This is a genomic window from Flavilitoribacter nigricans DSM 23189 = NBRC 102662 (assembly GCF_002646595.1).
GTDB classification, from domain to species: Bacteria; Bacteroidota; Bacteroidia; order Chitinophagales; family Saprospiraceae; genus Flavilitoribacter; species Flavilitoribacter nigricans.
Genome location: NZ_PDUD01000010.1, coordinates 24,619 through 42,040 on the forward strand (window position 1 = coordinate 24,619; position 17,422 = coordinate 42,040).

15 protein-coding genes are annotated in these 17,422 nt (G+C 49.7%); 9 read left to right on the forward strand and 6 right to left on the reverse strand.

Annotated elements, in window-relative coordinates:
• Positions 1 to 242: 242 nt before the first annotated feature.
• Positions 243 to 1,112: an energy transducer TonB gene (locus CRP01_RS06365; protein WP_170110255.1), complete on the forward strand. Its 870-nt coding sequence runs from the start codon at positions 243 to 245 to the stop codon at positions 1,110 to 1,112.
• A gap of 23 nt (positions 1,113 to 1,135) precedes the next feature.
• Here the strand turns inward: CRP01_RS06365 and CRP01_RS06370 are convergent, their stop codons facing one another.
• The gene (locus CRP01_RS06370; RefSeq protein ID WP_099149183.1) at positions 1,136 to 1,774 is read right to left on the reverse strand and encodes an MBL fold metallo-hydrolase; all 639 of its coding nucleotides are present in this window, start codon (positions 1,772 to 1,774) and stop codon (positions 1,136 to 1,138) included.
• Positions 1,775 to 2,126: 352 nt separating this feature from the next.
• Here CRP01_RS06370 and CRP01_RS06375 point away from each other — a divergent pair, with 352 nt between their 5' ends.
• The gene (locus CRP01_RS06375; protein WP_099149184.1) at positions 2,127 to 5,714 is read left to right on the forward strand and encodes a hypothetical protein; all 3,588 of its coding nucleotides are present in this window, start codon (positions 2,127 to 2,129) and stop codon (positions 5,712 to 5,714) included.
• Between the two features lie 740 nt (positions 5,715 to 6,454).
• Here the strand turns inward: CRP01_RS06375 and CRP01_RS06380 are convergent.
• Positions 6,455 to 6,892 carry a DUF4199 domain-containing protein gene (locus tag CRP01_RS06380; RefSeq protein WP_099149185.1) on the reverse strand — a complete coding sequence of 146 codons (438 nt, stop codon included), beginning with the start codon at positions 6,890 to 6,892 and terminating at the stop codon, positions 6,455 to 6,457.
• Positions 6,893 to 7,023: 131 nt separating this feature from the next.
• Here CRP01_RS06380 and CRP01_RS06385 point away from each other — a divergent pair, with 131 nt between their 5' ends.
• The 3 genes from CRP01_RS06385 (at position 7,024) to CRP01_RS06395 (ending at position 9,846) form a co-directional block, all read left to right on the forward strand.
• Positions 7,024 to 7,389 (forward strand): diacylglycerol kinase family protein, encoded by a 366-nt coding sequence (locus CRP01_RS06385; RefSeq protein ID WP_099149186.1) that lies wholly within the window; start codon positions 7,024 to 7,026, stop codon positions 7,387 to 7,389.
• Positions 7,390 to 7,973: 584 nt separating this feature from the next.
• On the forward strand, positions 7,974 to 9,410 hold the full coding sequence (locus CRP01_RS06390) for a DUF5723 family protein (RefSeq protein ID WP_099149187.1): 1,437 nt from the start codon (positions 7,974 to 7,976) through the stop codon (positions 9,408 to 9,410).
• Entirely contained in the window at positions 9,382 to 9,846 is a 465-nt protein-coding gene (locus tag CRP01_RS06395; protein WP_099149188.1) for a GNAT family N-acetyltransferase, read from the forward strand. The genes CRP01_RS06390 and CRP01_RS06395 overlap by 29 nt, the downstream gene beginning before the upstream one ends.
• Positions 9,847 to 9,880: 34 nt before the next feature.
• Here the strand turns inward: CRP01_RS06395 and CRP01_RS06400 are convergent, their stop codons facing one another.
• Together CRP01_RS06400 and CRP01_RS06405 are read right to left on the reverse strand one after the other, a co-directional pair.
• Complete coding sequence (locus CRP01_RS06400) at positions 9,881 to 10,555, reverse strand: hypothetical protein (RefSeq protein WP_143473292.1); 675 nt, start codon at positions 10,553 to 10,555, stop codon at positions 9,881 to 9,883.
• Between the two features lie 262 nt (positions 10,556 to 10,817).
• Positions 10,818 to 11,183 carry a methylglyoxal synthase gene (locus CRP01_RS06405; protein ID WP_099149190.1) on the reverse strand — a complete coding sequence of 122 codons (366 nt, stop codon included), beginning with the start codon at positions 11,181 to 11,183 and terminating at the stop codon, positions 10,818 to 10,820.
• A gap of 60 nt (positions 11,184 to 11,243) precedes the next feature.
• Between CRP01_RS06405 and CRP01_RS06410 the strand changes: the two genes are divergently transcribed.
• Positions 11,244 to 12,095 carry a DUF2911 domain-containing protein gene (locus tag CRP01_RS06410; protein ID WP_099149191.1) on the forward strand — a complete coding sequence of 284 codons (852 nt, stop codon included), beginning with the start codon at positions 11,244 to 11,246 and terminating at the stop codon, positions 12,093 to 12,095.
• A 386-nt stretch (positions 12,096 to 12,481) separates the two neighbouring features.
• Here the strand turns inward: CRP01_RS06410 and CRP01_RS06415 are convergent, their stop codons facing one another.
• Positions 12,482 to 12,964, reverse strand: coding sequence for a hypothetical protein (locus tag CRP01_RS06415; protein ID WP_099149192.1), 483 nt, complete (start codon positions 12,962 to 12,964; stop codon positions 12,482 to 12,484).
• Between the two features lies 1 nt (position 12,965).
• Entirely contained in the window at positions 12,966 to 13,190 is a 225-nt protein-coding gene (locus tag CRP01_RS06420; RefSeq protein WP_099149193.1) for a hypothetical protein, read from the reverse strand.
• A 74-nt stretch (positions 13,191 to 13,264) separates the two neighbouring features.
• On the opposite strand from CRP01_RS06420, the gene recN reads away from it, so the two are divergent.
• From recN to CRP01_RS06435, 3 genes are all read left to right on the forward strand, one after another.
• Positions 13,265 to 14,932 carry a DNA repair protein RecN gene (recN, locus tag CRP01_RS06425; RefSeq protein ID WP_099149194.1) on the forward strand — a complete coding sequence of 556 codons (1,668 nt, stop codon included), beginning with the start codon at positions 13,265 to 13,267 and terminating at the stop codon, positions 14,930 to 14,932.
• A gap of 30 nt (positions 14,933 to 14,962) precedes the next feature.
• On the forward strand, positions 14,963 to 15,766 hold the full coding sequence (locus tag CRP01_RS06430; RefSeq protein WP_099149195.1) for an enoyl-ACP reductase FabI: 804 nt from the start codon (positions 14,963 to 14,965) through the stop codon (positions 15,764 to 15,766).
• A 177-nt stretch (positions 15,767 to 15,943) separates the two neighbouring features.
• Complete coding sequence (locus CRP01_RS06435; protein ID WP_099149196.1) at positions 15,944 to 17,395, forward strand: choice-of-anchor B family protein; 1,452 nt, start codon at positions 15,944 to 15,946, stop codon at positions 17,393 to 17,395.
• Positions 17,396 to 17,422 lie beyond the last annotated feature (27 nt).

Sequence of the window (17,422 nt, forward strand, 5' to 3'; positions counted from 1 at the left end):
AGTTGCCCGGGTTGAGTTCAGGGTTGGTGGTTTCCGGAATAATTTCCGAGACTATCTGATTTGCCCCTAATTAAAGAGCGCTTTTCGCATCAACCTACCATCAATTCGGCAACTTAACTGAAGTATGGGTGGTATTCTCCTATTTTCCCGGAGCGCACTTCCGGTAACGCACGGTGCAATTTTCCGGGACCTCCCTTGTCTTTAGCCTACACGATACATTTTTCACAAACCAAATGAACAACATGTCAAGATCAGTAAGCCTACTGACCACCCTATGGATGGTATGCACTTTCCTACAATGCACTATCCAGAAAGACCATCTCCAACTGCAAAGCCTGGCCGAAAGCGACCAAAAGGATCGAATAGAAAACAACCCGAGAACGTCCGTCAATGACGTGCAGCGGCTGAAAGAAGTTTATCACTTACTGGATAGTCTGGAACTACGAACGGCCAATGATCATTTCCACGCAGCCATAGTTCTGCAGCACGGGGAAAAGCCGGAAGATTTTCTCAAAGCCAATGAGCTTGCCCAAAAGGCGGTCGCACTGGACCCCGATATGGCCGATGCCAAAACGCTGATCGCCCAATCGATGGATCGCTATCTGGTGAACACCAACCGCCCTCAGCACTACGGTACCCAGCGCACTACCCTGGGGGACCTGGATTACCTGCATCCGATCGACACCACAGCGGTAACGGATGCGGAGCGCCGGGCGCTCGGAGTCTCTACTCTGGAAGAAAAATTGCAATATTTCAACAAGATGCACCGGCGGCAGGAAACGGATATCAGCGCCTATTATGTGACGGATTCGCTGTACCACGCCTACTATCCGGAAGTAAGGGCCGAACTCATCGGCACCTTCGACGAACTACTGGCCCGGATCGAATATCCGGAGGAGGCACTCAAAAATGATATCAGCGGTAAAGTACTGGTGGAATACACCATTGACAAAGACGGGAGTACCAAAGACATCATGGTAGCCGACGGTATCGGTTACGGCTGTGACGAAGAAGCCAAAAGGATCATTTCCCTGGCCAGATACAAGAACTTTATGGGGCAGGATATTCAGCGGCGGACTCGTATTCCCTTTGTGATCCAAGATCGGAAGTAGGCCGGTGACCGGGCGAATGATGCCTATAAAAAAGGATTGTTCGCCCGTTCGAAAGCTACCGTGGTTTTCGGACCGTGGCCGGGATACACCACCGTATCGTCCGGCAGCACCAGTATTTTATTCTTAATATTCCCGATCAGCGTATCGAAATCTCCGCCGGGCAGGTCCGTGCGGCCGATACTGCCGTAGAATAGCACATCACCGGCAATCAGGAAATTGGATTCGCGGCAGTAAAAGGAAATACTGGCCGGAGAATGACCGGGGGTGAACAGCACCTCCAGTTTGGTCTCTCCGAACTCAATGATGTCCCCTTCTTCAATAAAATGGGTTGGCGCGGGTGAGAGCGGGGCCGGCGGCAGGCCGTACATCATACAAACCTGGGGAACGGCTTCCAGTACCGGTAATTCACCGCGATGGATCTCCAGACCGAGGCCAAAATGCTCGGCGACGAACTTATTGCCAAAAACGTGGTCCAGATGACAGTGCGTGTTGATCAGCCGGACGGGCGTCAGGCCAAGCTTCTGAATAGTGCTTACGAGTTCTTCCTCTTCGTGGGTGCGGAAACATCCCGGGTCGAAGATGATGCATTCACCGGTATCATCGTAGACGATATACGTATTTTCCTGAAAATCATTAAAGGTCAATTTGACAACATTGGCCATTATTTTTCCGTTTTTTATGATGTGATAGGCATTGTTTGGTGATTTTTTGGCGCGGTATGAGAAAAATTTTGTCTTCTACCAGCCCATCCAAACTAAAATCACTTCCGTATGTTGATGAAAATAGGTACTTTACATTAAAGGAATGTGGAAGGATAAATGAGGAATGTATGTACAGCGCCGTCTGTACCTCCTCCCGTTCGAAAATTCATTCCTCCTGGCTCGCTTCCCATTCCCGCTGAAAGTGATTTCGCCTTTTTTTGCACAAACGTACTAATTTAAAGAAAACTGCAAGCCGAAAGCTAGTGTTTTATTACTAGTCCGAAAAGCTCCCTCTATATAATCGTTGTTGCCCATGCAAAAATTTATTTACGCCATCATCATTACCTGCCTGTGCCTGACTACCCAACATACCAACGCACAGGGAACGCAAACCAAATTCGGTAAAAACCGCGTACAGTATCACCGCGATTTTGACGAATGGATGCAATACGAAAGCGATAACTTCATTACCTACTGGTACGGAGAGGGCCGGAACGTCGGCCAGTTTACCGTGCAAATGGCGGAGGAAGATTTCGAGTACATCCAGACCATTCTCGAACACCGGATCAACGAGCGCCTTCAGATCATCGTCTATACGGACCTGACGGACCTCAAACAGAGTAACATCGGGAGCGAGGAAGCTTTCACCAATACCGGCGGGCAAACCAAGATCGTGGGCAATAAGATCTTCGTTTCCTTCAACGGGAGCCACTACGATCTGCGCCGGGAGATCCGCGAAGGTATCGCTTCGGTCTATCTGGAAAGTATGCTCTTCGGATCTAATATCCAGGAGATCGTGCAGAATGCCGTTATGATGAACCTGCCGGACTGGTTCAAAGAGGGACTCGTCAGTTACATCGGAGAATCCTGGAATACCGAACTGGACAACAAGTTGCGCGACTATATTCTCAGCGAAGACTTTAAAGATTTTGAAGACCTGGCGGAAGACGATCCCCAACTGGCCGGCCACGCACTCTGGTATTTTATCGGCGAGAATTTCGGGACTTCCACGGTATCCAACCTGCTTTACCTTACCCGCATCAACCGTTCCGTGGAAAGTGGTTTCCTCTATGTACTGGGCAGCCCCTACGAAATGGTACTGACCAGCTGGACCAATTACTTTAAGGAACGCTACAAAGGGGATGATCAACGCCACGATGACCCGACCCGCACCCAACTGAAAATTAAGAACAAACGCAAACTTCCCATCAGCGAGCTCAAGGTAAGCCCCAACGGCCAGCAGGTCGTTTATGCTACCAATGAGATCGGGAAATACAAGGTTTACCTGCACGACCTAGGAACCGGTGATCGCAAAGTGATCCACAAAGGAGGTTTTCGCAATGCTTTCCAGGAGACCGATTACAACTACCCGCTTCTGGCCTGGAGCCCCAGCGGAACGGAATTTTCCATACTCTACGAAAGACGCGACGTCATCAAACTGATGACTTACGATATTTTCACGAAAAAGAAAAAAACGCTGGACCTCGCACCCGAATACCAGCGGGTGTACAGCATGGATTATATCAACCCGATCTCCCTCGTATTTTCGGCCGGAGTGCGCGGGTTTTCCGATATTTTCATCTATTACACGAATACGCGCCAGACCCAGCGCATCACCCAGGACCACTGGGATGATCTGGATGCTACCTTTATGCGCATCGACGGACGTAAGGCGATCGTCTTCGCCTCCAACCGGCAGGATACCCTGCTCGCCACCGAGCGCCTCGATTCCATTCTACCGACCAATAAGTTCGATCTTTTTTATTACGATCTGGAAGATCGGGAACAGGAACTGGTACGTATCACCAATACGCCCTGGGCCGACGAACGCCAGCCGGTAGCGATCGACTCTTTTCACTTTGCCTACCTGAGTGACCGCAATGGTATCTATAATCGGGAAAAAGGCTATCTGGAGGATTACATCCATCACTACGACCGGATCATTACCCTCACGGATGGAGAAGAGATCATCATGGACGCGGACTCCAGCATGGAAAAACTGGATTCTGCCATTCTGGCCATGGTAGACACGTCTATTGTGGTGCCCATCATCAAAAAACGGGCGATCACCTATCCGACTTCCAACTATAAAAGAAATGTGGTAGAACAAAATTCCAGTCCACGGGCCAACCGCCTGGTGGAGATGTTTTACCAGAATGATCAATACGAAGTATTTTTCGGCGGCATGCCGTCGGATTCGCTGACCGATCTGCCACCCACGGTATTCCGCGCTACCCGTCTGCGCCGTTCCACCGGCCTAAGTGGACGATCGCGTCCGGCTATTCCCAACCGGCCACTGGAAAATGTCGTACCGGTACAGGAAGATGAAGTTGACCCGGCCAAAGATCCGGCAGTTCCTATTACGGAGCCGCCGTTGATCGCAGAACCACAGCGGCAGGATACCCCGCCGGATACGGCCAAGATCGACGTGGATAATTATCTGTTCCAGAGCGAATTTGACGATGAACCCCAGCGCAAGGAAAAACCGGTCGTCACCGAACAGCCGGCACCGGTCCGGGAAACACCACCGGCTAACCCGAACCCGGATCTGGAAACCATCCGCGTAAGACCCGGGCAGGCCGCCGGCAGACCGGTACCGACCGAAGTACCGACCCAGTCCGGTCAACCGGTAGAAGAAGTATTCCGGTTCCGTCCGGGGCGCATCACACCGTACCGCCTGCAATTCCGGACAGATTACGTGACCACCCAGATGGATAACAGCCTGCTGTTTGAAGGGCTGGACAGCTACGCCTCCAATACGGACGGCTACAATTATCCGCCACCGGGCATCCTGCTAAAGGCCAATTTCAAGGATCTCTTTGAAGACCACGAATTTGAAGGCGGCGTAAGGATCCCGACGACCTTCAACGGTACGGAATATTTCATGACCTACAGCAATAAGAAAAAACGTTTAGATAAGACCTTTGCCGTTTATCGTCGCAATCAGCGGTTTACGGAGGAAAGCAACACCTTTGTGCCCAACCGCCGGGAAACCAATGTGCTGCTGGGACAGTTCGGTGTACGTTATCCACTGGACATCTTCCGCAGTCTGCGGGCTACCGCCACGCTCCGTCGCGACCGCACGATGCTGCTGGCCACCGATGTACAGTCGCTCAACGCTCCGGTGATCCGCGAACAACGGGCCGGTATCAAACTCGAATACGTATTTGACAATACCCTCGACGTTTCGCTCAATATCAAGAACGGTACCCGTTATAAAGTATTCGCCGAGGTGGTGAAGAAATTCAGCCTGGACGTAACGGAAGGTTTCAAACTGGACCTGGCCGAAGGATTTATGACCGTGCTGGGCTTCGATGCCCGCCATTACCAGCGGCTCGACCGGCGCTCAATTATCGCCTTGCGGGCGGCCGGCGCCTCTTCTTTCGGCTCGGAAAGGAACATCTATTTCCTCGGTGCGGTGGACAACTGGCTTTTCCCGATGTTTAACAACGACATCCCCCAGCCGTCTTCTGCCGCCGGCATTGCCTATCAGACCCTGGCCAGCAACCTGCGGGGTTTCGATTACAATATCCGCAACGGTACGACCTATCTGTTGGCCAATGCCGAATTGCGCGTACCGATATTCCAATACCTGTCGAAGAACATCCGCTCCTCTTTCTTCCGGAATTTCCAGGTGGTCGGCTTCTTTGACGTCGGATCGGCCTGGACCGGACCGTCACCGTACAGCGATGACAATCCGCTCAACACTACCGTATTTGCCGGTGGGGACAACATCCAGGTGAAAGTAACCTACTTCCGCGATCCGATTGTTGCGGGATACGGTGCCGGTGTAAGAAGTATGCTTTTCGGCTATTTCATCCGTCTGGATTACGCCTGGGGCATAGAGACCCGCCAGGTTCAGGATCCCAAATTATACATTTCTTTGGGTACAGATTTTTGAAAAAATTGTTAGTATTGCAGTAGCGAAAGCGTTAAAATATGGCTTCTGTCGAAAGTGAGTGGACACAAAATTGTCATTATTTTTTTCACAAATTCGCTTTCATAAACAAATAAATAATTGAAAATCAGGCACAAAAGCAAAATTTTCCTATTTTTTAGGAAATAAAAAAATTCACAATCCAAGTTTTTTGTCTTTGTTTCAATTTGTTTTCAGTTGCATATTTGTATCGTGAATGAAAGATAAGTGTAGAGAGAAAGCCGGTAAATCAAAAGCGATTTACATTACTTTTTGAGAAAATATGTTCATGGGATTATAATTTGTTGGTGGTAAGTCGTCCCGAGTTAATCGGGACGATCTACTCTTTCTTCAACAAAAAATCCTGGAAAAAAATATATCGCGCCCGACCAATCAGGGTTACCCTGTAAATAGCACTAGGTCACTTAGCGTAAGACTTTCAGGCCGAAAGATTACAATTTGTTAGGTTAAAATTTTTTTCGGTTGTATTGGCGCGAAAATTATCCAAATGATCAAATTTAGAGTTAAGCAGATTTGACGGTGATCATTTTGGAAAAAGTCTTATTAATTTTGGATATGTTCATGGGATTATAATTTAAAAGAGTCGCATCAAAATGGTGCGACTTTTTTTTTGTTGTGGCCCGACCGCTCGAAGCCGCAGAACCCCAATAAAAAAGGCTCTGCCGGATCGACAGAGCCTCTACCATCATGCTGAAAATGATCGGTCAGGTGCGCGCCAGATTCATATCGATCACCCGGGTAAGAATATAAGAGCCGATCAAACTAATAACAATGCCTTCCATTAAGATGAAGAGACTTGCAGTAATGGGCGTTAGGTAATCGCCCATCGGCATTGCTTCTCGAAGCTCTTGTAAAAAGCCCGGATTAAAGGAAAGGAAGAGGATCATAAAGATTGTGAACCCCAGCACGCCTACGACGGAGACATACATGCCCATCGCCGTTCCCGACACATAATTGCTCACCGTATCAGGATACTTCGAGCGAAAAGCTTTTATTGCAAAGTAGATCACCCCTAAATGGATGACCCCATTTAAAACCCGTAGGTTGTAATTGTTACTCAGGCCGAACAGATGCATCAGTAAAAAAAATGCAACGAAACCGGCAAGCATCCAAAGCCCAAATCGAAAAGCCAACTTTTTCATAGTTTGGATTTTGCTACTCCTTTAAAGTTATGAAATATTCTAGCAAATAAAAAATTACAGAATTAAATTTTAATTCTGTAGCGCTATCCAAACAATTACCTTATTCTAAAAGCCCAATTCAATTTATCCGTATGAAACGTCTGCTGAGCTTCAAATATGCCTTTCAGGGCCTCGGTGATCTTTTCCGGACCCAGCCCAACGCCCGCATTCATCTGGCCATAGCGGTGCTGGCGATCGCTCTGGGCATCTGGCTCGGACTCACTACCACCGAATGGGCCCTCATCTGCCTCTGCATCGGCTGGGTACTGGCCGCCGAAGCTTTCAATACTGCGATCGAATACCTGACGGATCTGGTTTCTCCGGATTTTAATGTGCTGGCGGGAAAAGCGAAGGATGCAGCCGCCGCGGCCGTGCTGCTTTCGGCCATGGGCGCAGCGCTGACGGGCCTGTGGGTATTGGGCCCTCCGCTCTGGCGGAAAGTGGTGCTTTTTTTCTGATTCCCATTTACGGGGAACAATTTTTGATTTAAGGCCTCCGTTATACACCACATTACTCGCTCTGTCAAAGCTTTCTATCCATATACAATAATAGATACTCCCTTGCTGTTTGTAACCTTAGATCAACCTCTATCGTATAATTCAGAACTTAGGTAGCTGATTGGATCTGATCCTGTCGCTATGATAATGTCTTTTTTCCCGCATTTTCTACCTTTTTTTTTGCGCCGCACCGAAGTGTGCCTGGTTTGAAAAGCCGGTTAATGCCGGAAAAATGACCCATAAAGGCTAGAGCGGATCTAAGTGATCGCCAAGTATTAGGTCCCTTTAAACCAAAAAGGTATTTTTGCGCCTCTTTTTCACTAAACCTCCGAATTAACGAAAATTAACAGGGAAAGGCCTTGTCTTTTCCGACCATGAACATAATGCCCAAAAACTAGGGGTTCAATTTTAAGGGTTAAAAGAGTTCTCAGGTATATCGAAAATTACTGGATATTGTCGATAAGCTTGTAGTTGTCTGCTAACATCTATTCTTTCCCATTGAATACCGGTGTTTGGGTAATTTCCAGACCGTATAAGCAACAAGCATGAATTTGCGTCTACTGATTTTCCTCTTCAGCTTGATCCCCATGTCCCTCATCGGACAGGAACAGATTGGATTAAGACTTAACTTTTTGTCGGGCATCAGTTCCGTACGACTCAACCCCGCAGCTCCGGCCGCTTCTCCGTATCGCTGGGAGGTCAGCATTGCCGAAGGTTCCGCATTTCTATCGAACAATTACCTCTTCTTTCGCAACGCCCGAACCGGCGACCTGCTGAATGAAGAACTGACCCAGAACATCCTGTTGGCCCCGGATCTCGCGAATCCGGAAACGATGCCTCCCGGACACCTGGTACTGGATTTCTATAACGACGCCCGTCGGCGTTTTGCCTATAGTTCCGTCACCATCGGCGGACCATCCTTCTACTACAAGATCGACCGTTACAACTCCCTCGGCCTTATTACGGGGGCTCGCTTTATCGGGAGCGCTACGGGTATCGATAATGATTTTAGCTACTACAAGTTCAATCAGCTCCGCGCGGACGAATTATTTACAGTCTCGCCCTTTCAGATCGGTATGATGGGGTTTTCCGAGATCGGACTCAACTATACACTTAGTTCTCCGGCCCCGGAAGGCAGTTTCAATCTGGGGATCACCGCCAAATTCCTCCAGGGATACGACGCCCTGTTCTTCTCCAGCAAGCGGGATTTTGACCTGGCCCGGATCGTCGGCAACGGACTGGCGGGCACTTCCGGTCGTTTCAAATACGGCTATTCCCAGAACCTGGTTTCCGAGGATTACTCGCCGGAGGTTACCGGTCGGGGTATCGGTTTTGATATCGGGATGTTCGTAACGGTAGATGGTTTTGAGCCCGGAGAGTACATCTGGAAAATCGGTTTCTCCATTCTGGATATCGGTGAGGTGCGTTTTCAGGATACCGCCGAGCGCCATAATATCCTGTCCAATAACAACGACGTAAAGCTATATCCGGAAAACTACGAGTTTGTAAAGGATCAATCGGACCTCCGGGAACTGACCCGTGCTTTCAGTTTTGATGTGGTCGGTGATTCCCTGGCGACCATGCAGGACAATTCCATCAGTATGATGTTGCCATCGGCCGTTAGTCTGCAGGTGGATCACGCGATTACTTCCACGGTATTTATCGGCGGTCTTTTCCATCATTATCTTCCACTGAGCAACGACGGTGTACGGCGCGGCAGCCTGCTGGCCCTCGCTCCCCGTTTTGAGAATAAATGGGTTTCCCTTAACTTGCCGGTCTCAATTTACAACTGGCAGCAAGTCCGCTTCGGTGCAGCCCTGCGACTCGGGCCGTTCACGATCGGCACCGATCATCTCGGAGCCTGGATGAACCGGAAAGACCTGTACGGATCGGATATTTACGCGGCCTTTACACTTTTCCCATTTGGACAAAAAGGAAAAAAAGGCGGGAACAATGGGCAACTCCCCTGCTATAAGTTTTGAGTGTCTTCCGTTTTACGAGCTGACGCTCGATCAGCTTTACGAACTGATGGCACTTAGACAGGCCATTTTTGTAGTGGAGCAGGATTGCCCCTATCTCGATGCTGACGGCAAGGACCAGCCCGCCCATCATCTGCTGGCTTATAATCAACAGCGCGAAATGGTGGCCTATACCCGTCTTCTGGCTCCCGGCATTTCCTACGATCAATACGCCTCTATCGGACGGGTGATCACCCGGGCCAGCGAACGGCGTACGGGACTCGGTCGCCGGCTGATGCAGGAATCCATCGCTCAGTGCCGAAAGCTATACCCGGACGCCGGCATCAAAATATCGGCCCAGTGCTACCTGATCGAATTTTATGAATCTTTCGGATTTCGATCCGTAGGCGAATCCTATCTGGAGGACGGCATTCCGCACATTAGCATGATATTGGCCTAAAGGAAAAGAAGAATAACTCACTCCGGGCGGAGTCTTATTTCATCATCATATCATCCAGGATCTCATCCTGCTGCTCCCCTGGCTCTCCCCGTCGGAGCAGAGTCAGTTTTCTTAGGCTAAGCACGGACATCAGTCCCAGTAAAAGGGTAATAAAGAAGAATGGGAAACCCGCCCGGACGGCCGCCAGCAGGATTTGATCAAAGGAACCCCGTTCCATGAATAGGTATGCAGTCAGTACGGATAACGCGGCCGCCAGCAACTCCGCACCGACCATCAGCGGAATAAAGGCGATCTTGACCGGATACAGGTAATTTTTGGTCATGTAATAGAAAGAACTGGCCGTAGTAACTACAAGCATCGCCATGATGAGCCACAAAAGATAAGGAGAAAGATCAAAAACGGGAAAAGGCAAAAAGAGGGAATACACAATACTCTTGGTCAGAAAAAAAGCGATGATCCCCACAAAGTAAAGCTCCAGGCCCGGCAACCACAATTTCTTCCAGGAGATCCCGCGGATCACCCCCACCGGCAGCAGATAAGCGATAACAACCAGGGCGATGATCCCGAAGATAGAGCTCTGCGAACCCCACAACCAGCTGAACTCATCCCAGCCCGTTCTCCAGATCAATTCGGTCAGCCAGAGGGTAATGGCCGCGAGGGCCAAACCAATTACTGCCAGTATACTTATGAGTAATTTTTTGTGCCGCACCTATTCGCTGTTATACTTGCTAATAACGTTAGATCTACCGCAATGTTACTTTTTTCGCAGGAACAATAACAACTTTGTTTTCGGATTTGCGTTATTATCGTCAAAGTGATTGATAGGTGCCACGCGGAGCCAAAGCTCCAATAAGTATGAAGTTGTCTGTCCTCAAAATATCGTTGCTTCCTGGTCCGGACCGGATCGAAAGCAACTGCCGGTGTTTGCCCCAATGACTACCGGTCATCATTGAAAGGACGGCTCAATACGGTTATTCCAAAGATTGTACGAGTCTGGTTGCTGCTGCCATGTTGGTGGCCAGGGGAACGTTGTGGACGTCGCACAGACGCATGAGCATATTCACATCCACTTCGTGCGGATGTTTGCCCAGGGGATCCCGAAAAAAGATCACCATATCCACCTCCCCTTCCACGAGCCGGCTGGCGATCTGGGCGTCTCCACCCATTGGGCCGCTGAGCATTTTTTCAACTTCCAGGCCGGCGCGCTCCAGGTGAGCGCCCGTAGTGCCCGTGGCAATTAGGCGTATATTGTGGCGGTTAAAAAGCTGGTGGTGGTCTTTGATAAATCCGACCATGTCTGCTTTTTTACCGTCGTGTGCGATAATAGCTATCGTCATGAGTTTTTTTTGTTTAGGGTATAAATTTTGCCAATTATAAAATCAAAAACCAAGTTACAGATGAAAAAACTGGTTCTCAATTACTTTGTATTGTTCTTTCTGGCTCTGATGAGCCAACCTCTGAGTGCTCAGATCAGCACCCCGGCCCCTAGTCCGGGTAGTAAATTAATGCAAACGGTGGGATTGACCGACGTTACCGTCGAATATTCCCGTCCGGCTGTGAAGGAGCGCAACATCTTTGCCGCCGACGGTCTGGTACCTTTCGGTGAGATCTGGCGTACCGGTGCAAACTCCGCTACCAAGATCACCTTCAGTGATGATGTAAAAGTAGGAGAAAAGGACCTGAAAGCCGGTGCTTACGCGATCCTGTCCAAGCCGAATGCCGCTTCCTGGGAGGTTATGTTTTTCCCGTACGAAGGTGGCAACTGGGGCAGCTACGTAGAAAAGGAGCCCGCCGCAACGGTAGAAGCCAAAACGATGAAGACCGGTCATAAGATCGAGAACTTCACCATCATGATCGACGGGATCACTACCGATGCCGCCAATCTGATCTTTGCCTGGGACAACACCGCCGCTAGTGTACCGCTGAGCGTTATGGTAGACAAGCAGGTGATGGCCAACATCGAACGCGTACTGGCCGGACCTTCTACGAACGACTACTTCGCAGCCGCCAGCTACTATCACCAGACCGGTAAAGACCTGAACAAGGCACTGGAATGGGTACAAAAAGCAACCGCCGGGGAAAATCCCGCTTTCTGGCAGGTACGCCTGGAAGCACTGATCCTGGCCGATCTGAACCGCAAAAAAGAAGCTATTGCAGCTGCTAAAAAATCTATGGAACTGGCTGAGAAAGCCGGTAATGCAGACTACGTTCGTATGAACAAGAAGTCTATCGACGAATGGAGCAAGTAATCTAAACCGCTCCGGACGGGAAGCCGATCATTTCTGATGATCGGCTTTTTTTATGCTCCGTGAGCATTGACTTTTCGGGCGATTAGTAGTAAATTGCAGGTAATTACTCAAGAGAGAAGGGAATAAGCAAACAATGAACATATTTGATGGTTTCCATCAAAGTAAAAGATATACAATCCCAATTTTCTAATTAAAATCTTTTCCCATGATCATCTTGAGCATTTTACTACTGGTAATCCTATTATTCAATCTGGATTACAGAACTAACAAAAGAGCGTCTTAGTAATTCTAAGCCCAGTTAAAAAAAGGATTTCATTACTCTATCAGGTATTGAAATCCTTTTTTGTTTTTTAGGGATACGAGGTTCGCATTCAGCGCTACCGATCTTATTGTTGTACCGCTTCGTACATGCGGCGGGCCTGCTCTTCGGTAAACAGGCCGGTCATACCCGGTTGAAAGATATATTCCATATCTCCCTGGACCGTTACGTAACGGAAACTGTAGTTGATGTTGGTGGAGTCGATAATATTCTCGTAGAGAAACCCGTTCTCATCTTCCTCAACTATTTTTGAAAAAAACGGGAATTCCTTAACTTGCCTGAGCTGGTCCGACTTAACCTTGGCAATGTCATTGGTAGTAGCTTCGGAAGCGTAGATCTGTACAAAATAATCATCACCACTTTTGATGGTTACATCTTTATAGAGATCTCCAAGTTTGGAAGATTTGATATTGGCGCTATCGGGAGCAAGCACAGAGATAGGTAACTGACAGCAAGCCAGCAAATTGGTTTCTTCCCAGCCTAGAACCTGTTCATTCTGACAGGCTAACACAAAAATACAAGCAGCGATAAAAAGGCCTGATTTTTTCATTTCAATCATTTTCATTTTTAACAGAGTATCCCGCAAAATTACGGATATTCTTCTCCAAACATAATGCCGGTGAATAATTGAAGCTGTTTAAATTTGGCTTTTGGAGTTTTAAGCGGTCTTTTTCTTTCCTTTCCCACAGTAATTGAACCGTCCGGAGGTTAGGATCCGGGTTCGGGGCAGCGCGAAAGTGGGATTTGGAAGGGAAATCGGCCAGAATATCGGCCATTAAAAAACTGAGTGTTAAATTTAAATAGCTTCTTAGACCAAAAGAATTAAATTTGCGCCGGATTTACACTGGATATGATCAACAGCCTAAAAATCAAGAATTACGCCATCATTGAGTCGCTGGAAATTAAGTTTTCCGAGCAGCTCACGATTATTACCGGAGAAACCGGTGCTGGAAAGTCCATTCTGCTGGGCGCTCTGGGCCTGATCATGGGCGAAAGGGCAGACACCAAAGTCCTCTACGTATCGGACCAGAAGTGTGTGGTAGAAGGTGTTTTCCATGTTGGCAAATACGGAATACGGGAGTTCTTTGTACGGCATGAACTCGATTACGAAGAAGAACTGGTTATCCGCCGGGAGATCACTCCTTCGGGTAAAACCCGGGCCTTCGTAAATGACACGCCCGTCAATCTTAAGATCCTGCAGGAACTGAGTTCCAGCCTGATCGACCTGCACCAGCAGTTCGACACGCTCGACCTGCACCAGGTGTCTTTTCAGTTGCGTACGCTGGATGCGCTGGCGAACAACGCGCCGATCCTGAAGGAATACCAGCAGCTCTACCGCAAACAACAGGCGGATCTGCGGCAACTGGAAAGCCTGCAAGTACGCAACAGCAACGCCAGTAAAGAAGTGGAGTTCATCCAGTTCCAACTGAATGAATTCAACCAGGCGGACCTTCAGCCCGATGAAGAAGAAGGACTCGAACAGGAGCTGAACCGCCTCAGTAATGCCGAAGAGATCAAGCGCACCACCGGCCAGGCTTACCAACACCTTGCGGAAAGTGAACAGTCGGTTGTGGACCAGCTCGAAAGTGTGGCCGGCAGCCTGCGTTCCATGGCGAAAGCGGATCAGCGCGTCGGCCGACTTACCGAAAGGCTGGACGGCGTGATCGCCGAACTGCAGGACCTCTCTGCCGAACTGGACAAAATTGCCGAGGATACGGAATACGATCCGGAACGGATCATGGAAGTGCAGACCCGCCTGGACCTGATCTACCGCCTGCAGAAAAAACATACGGTGGCTTCCGTGCAGGAACTACTGGATATCAAAAGAGACCTGGAAGGTCAGCTGGACGATTTTGAAGACCTGGGCACCGAGATCGCCGGGCTGGAAAAACGTACCGTGCAACAGGACCAGACCCTCCGGGAACTGGCGGCGCGCCTGAGCGAAACCCGCCGCAAAGTAGCTCCCGGCCTCGAATCGGATGTGCAGGATATGCTCAGTCAGTTGAGTATGCCCCACGCACGGTTGCAGATCAGCATCGAGGATCAGGAAGAGGTTGGTCCGACCGGGATCAACGAGGTCCATTTTCTCTTTGCCGCCAACAAGGGCGGACGACTGCAACTGATCAAGGATGTCGCTTCCGGGGGTGAACTTTCGCGCCTGACCCTTGCTATCAAATCACTGGTAGCCAGTGCGATCCCGCTGCCGACCCTCATTTTTGATGAGATCGATATCGGGATATCCGGGGATGTGAGTTTACGCATGGGGCATATCCTGCGCCGGCTCTCCCGCCAGCACCAGGTCGTATCCATCACCCATTCACCCCAGATCGCCTCACAGGCGGATGCGCACTACTTTGTGTACAAAAAAGATACTGAAGAAAGAACACTGGCCAAATTGCGGCTGCTCAACAACGACGAACGCATCCGGGCGATCGCGACGATGCTGAGCCAGAGCCCGCCCAGTGATTCCGCACTGAATAACGCCCGGGAACTGATCGCAGCTGCGGACCAACTATAAGGCCTATTACAAATAATGAAAACCTGAACTATGCCTAATAACTTACTTGCTGGAAAAAAGGGGATCATCTTCGGTGCCCTGGATGAGAACTCTATTGCCTGGAAAGTAGCCGAGCGCTGCGTGGAGGAAGGTGCCTCCATTACCCTGACCAATGCACCGGTTGCGATGCGTTTTGGTCAGATCAAGGACCTGGCCGAAAAGCTGAATGCAGAGATCATCCCGGCTGATGCCACAAGCATGGAAGACCTGGAGAATCTGTTCACCAAATCCATGGAGATCCTGGGTGGTAAAGTAGATTTCGTCCTGCATTCTATCGGCATGTCCATCAACGTGCGCAAAGGAAAAGAATACACGGACCTCAACCACGACTGGATGCAGAAGACATTTGATGTGTCTGCGATCTCTTTCCATAAAATGATGCAGGTGATGTGGAAACTGGACGCCATCAATGACTGGGGTTCTATTCTGGCCCTCACCTACATTGCCGCCCAGCGGACTTTCCCCGATTACAACGAAATGGCGGAAAGCAAAGCGCTGCTGGAATCCTTTGCCCGCAGTTTCGGATACCACTTCGGTATGCGCAATAAGGTACGGGTGAATACCATTTCTCAATCCCCGACCATGACGACGGCCGGTAGCGGGGTGAAAGGATTTACCGAATTTTTCGGTTACGCGGACAAAATGTCCCCACTGGGCAATGCCCCGGCCGAAACCTGCGCGGATTACTGCGTTTCCCTGTTCTCCGACCTGACCAAGATGGTCACCATGCAGAACCTGTACCACGACGGAGGTTTCTCCAATATGGGCATGAATCCCGCCGTATTGGGATTGTAATATACTGTAAGCAAGGACGGGAAGACCGGGTACCGACCGCAAAGGTCCGCGACTACCGGGTGTTCCTGTCCGCAGCGATCCCGGATCGTGTAAACACCTACCTAACCTGAACTTTTAGAACGATCCTTTTTTTTATCGCTTCCCATTCCCGACCGTAACTTCAAGAACCACAACCAAGTGAGAATCAGATTGCTTTTTTGCCCGGCTTTATTATGGCTTAGCTGTTTCGTTTATCCTTTGTTCGGCCAGGTTCCCTCGGAACTTCTTGGCCAATGGTCCAATGACGAACTACCCGGATCCGGTCTTTACAATAATACCTACAATGAAATCTGGGGACTCGCACTGGATGGCCGGGAATACGCCGTGATCGGTTCCACCCTCGGCACCCATTTCATCGATGTGACCGAACCGGAAAATGCCCGGGAGGTAGCCTTTGTGACCGGTGCTTCCTCCGGACCGAATATCATCCACCGCGATTATCATAATTATGGCTGTTACCTCTATGCGGTTAGTGATGAGGGCAACGGCAGCCTGCAGATCATCGATATTTCCGGACTACCCGATCAGGTAGAAGTCGTATACGATGAGGATACCCTTTTCGGCCGGAGTCACAACATATTTATCGACACCAGTGCCGCCATCCTGTATGCCTGTTACGCCCGGGGCGGTGAGGCCACTACGACTCCACTGAAACTGCTGGATATCAGCGATCCCACCCGCCCGCAGGAAATTGCTACCTACCGGGACTTCGGCAGCGGCCCCGTCAGCCATGTACACGACTGCTATGTAGACCGGGGGATTGCCTTTCTCAATCTCGGATTTGACGGCATGGCGATCGTCGATTTTTCGGATCCGCTGAATCCCGTCAACCTGAGTACGCTGACGGATTATCCTTTTTCGGGCTACAATCATTCCGGCTGGGCGACCGCCGATCTGCACTACTACTATCTGGCAGACGAATCCCACGGCCACCCGCTCAAGGTGCTCGACGTATCCGATCTGACGGAAATTGAAGTAGTGGATACTTTTGATGCCGGTTCTCCGGCCGAACTGAGCATTCCGCATAACCAGGTCGTGGCCTGCGATTATCTGTACGTTTCCTACTATTACGATGGCCTGCAGGTATTCGATATCAGTGATCCGGCGCAACCGCAACGAATCGCCTATTACGACACTTCCGACATCGAACACCGCAAGTCCTACGAGGGAGCCTGGGGAGTGTATCCCTTTCTGCCTTCGGGCAATATTTTGGTTTCCGACATGCAGGAAGGATTATTTATCCTCAGCGGTCCCGACGGTAATTGTACCACAAATACCGAAATGTCCTTAACTTGCGGCCTTTTAAGTCCGGTTCGAGTACCGGATACACCCCAGCGTTCGGTCAGCATTTTTCCCCAACCTGCCGGTGATTACCTCTCCGTTTCAGTCGACGGCTACGGTAAAAGCCAAGAGAAGGTTAATGTCCGGATTACGGATATACACGGTCGCCTGCTGCAACGTTGGGAAAAAGAGGCTTTCAATGGCAACTTCCGGTTGTCGTTGGGCAATGCCATCCCTTCCGGAATGTATTTATTACAATTTCGGATCGGTCATGAGCACTTTACACAAAAGATCATAATTCGCCGATAAATGTCCGTACTGCGATCTTCAGGCCTT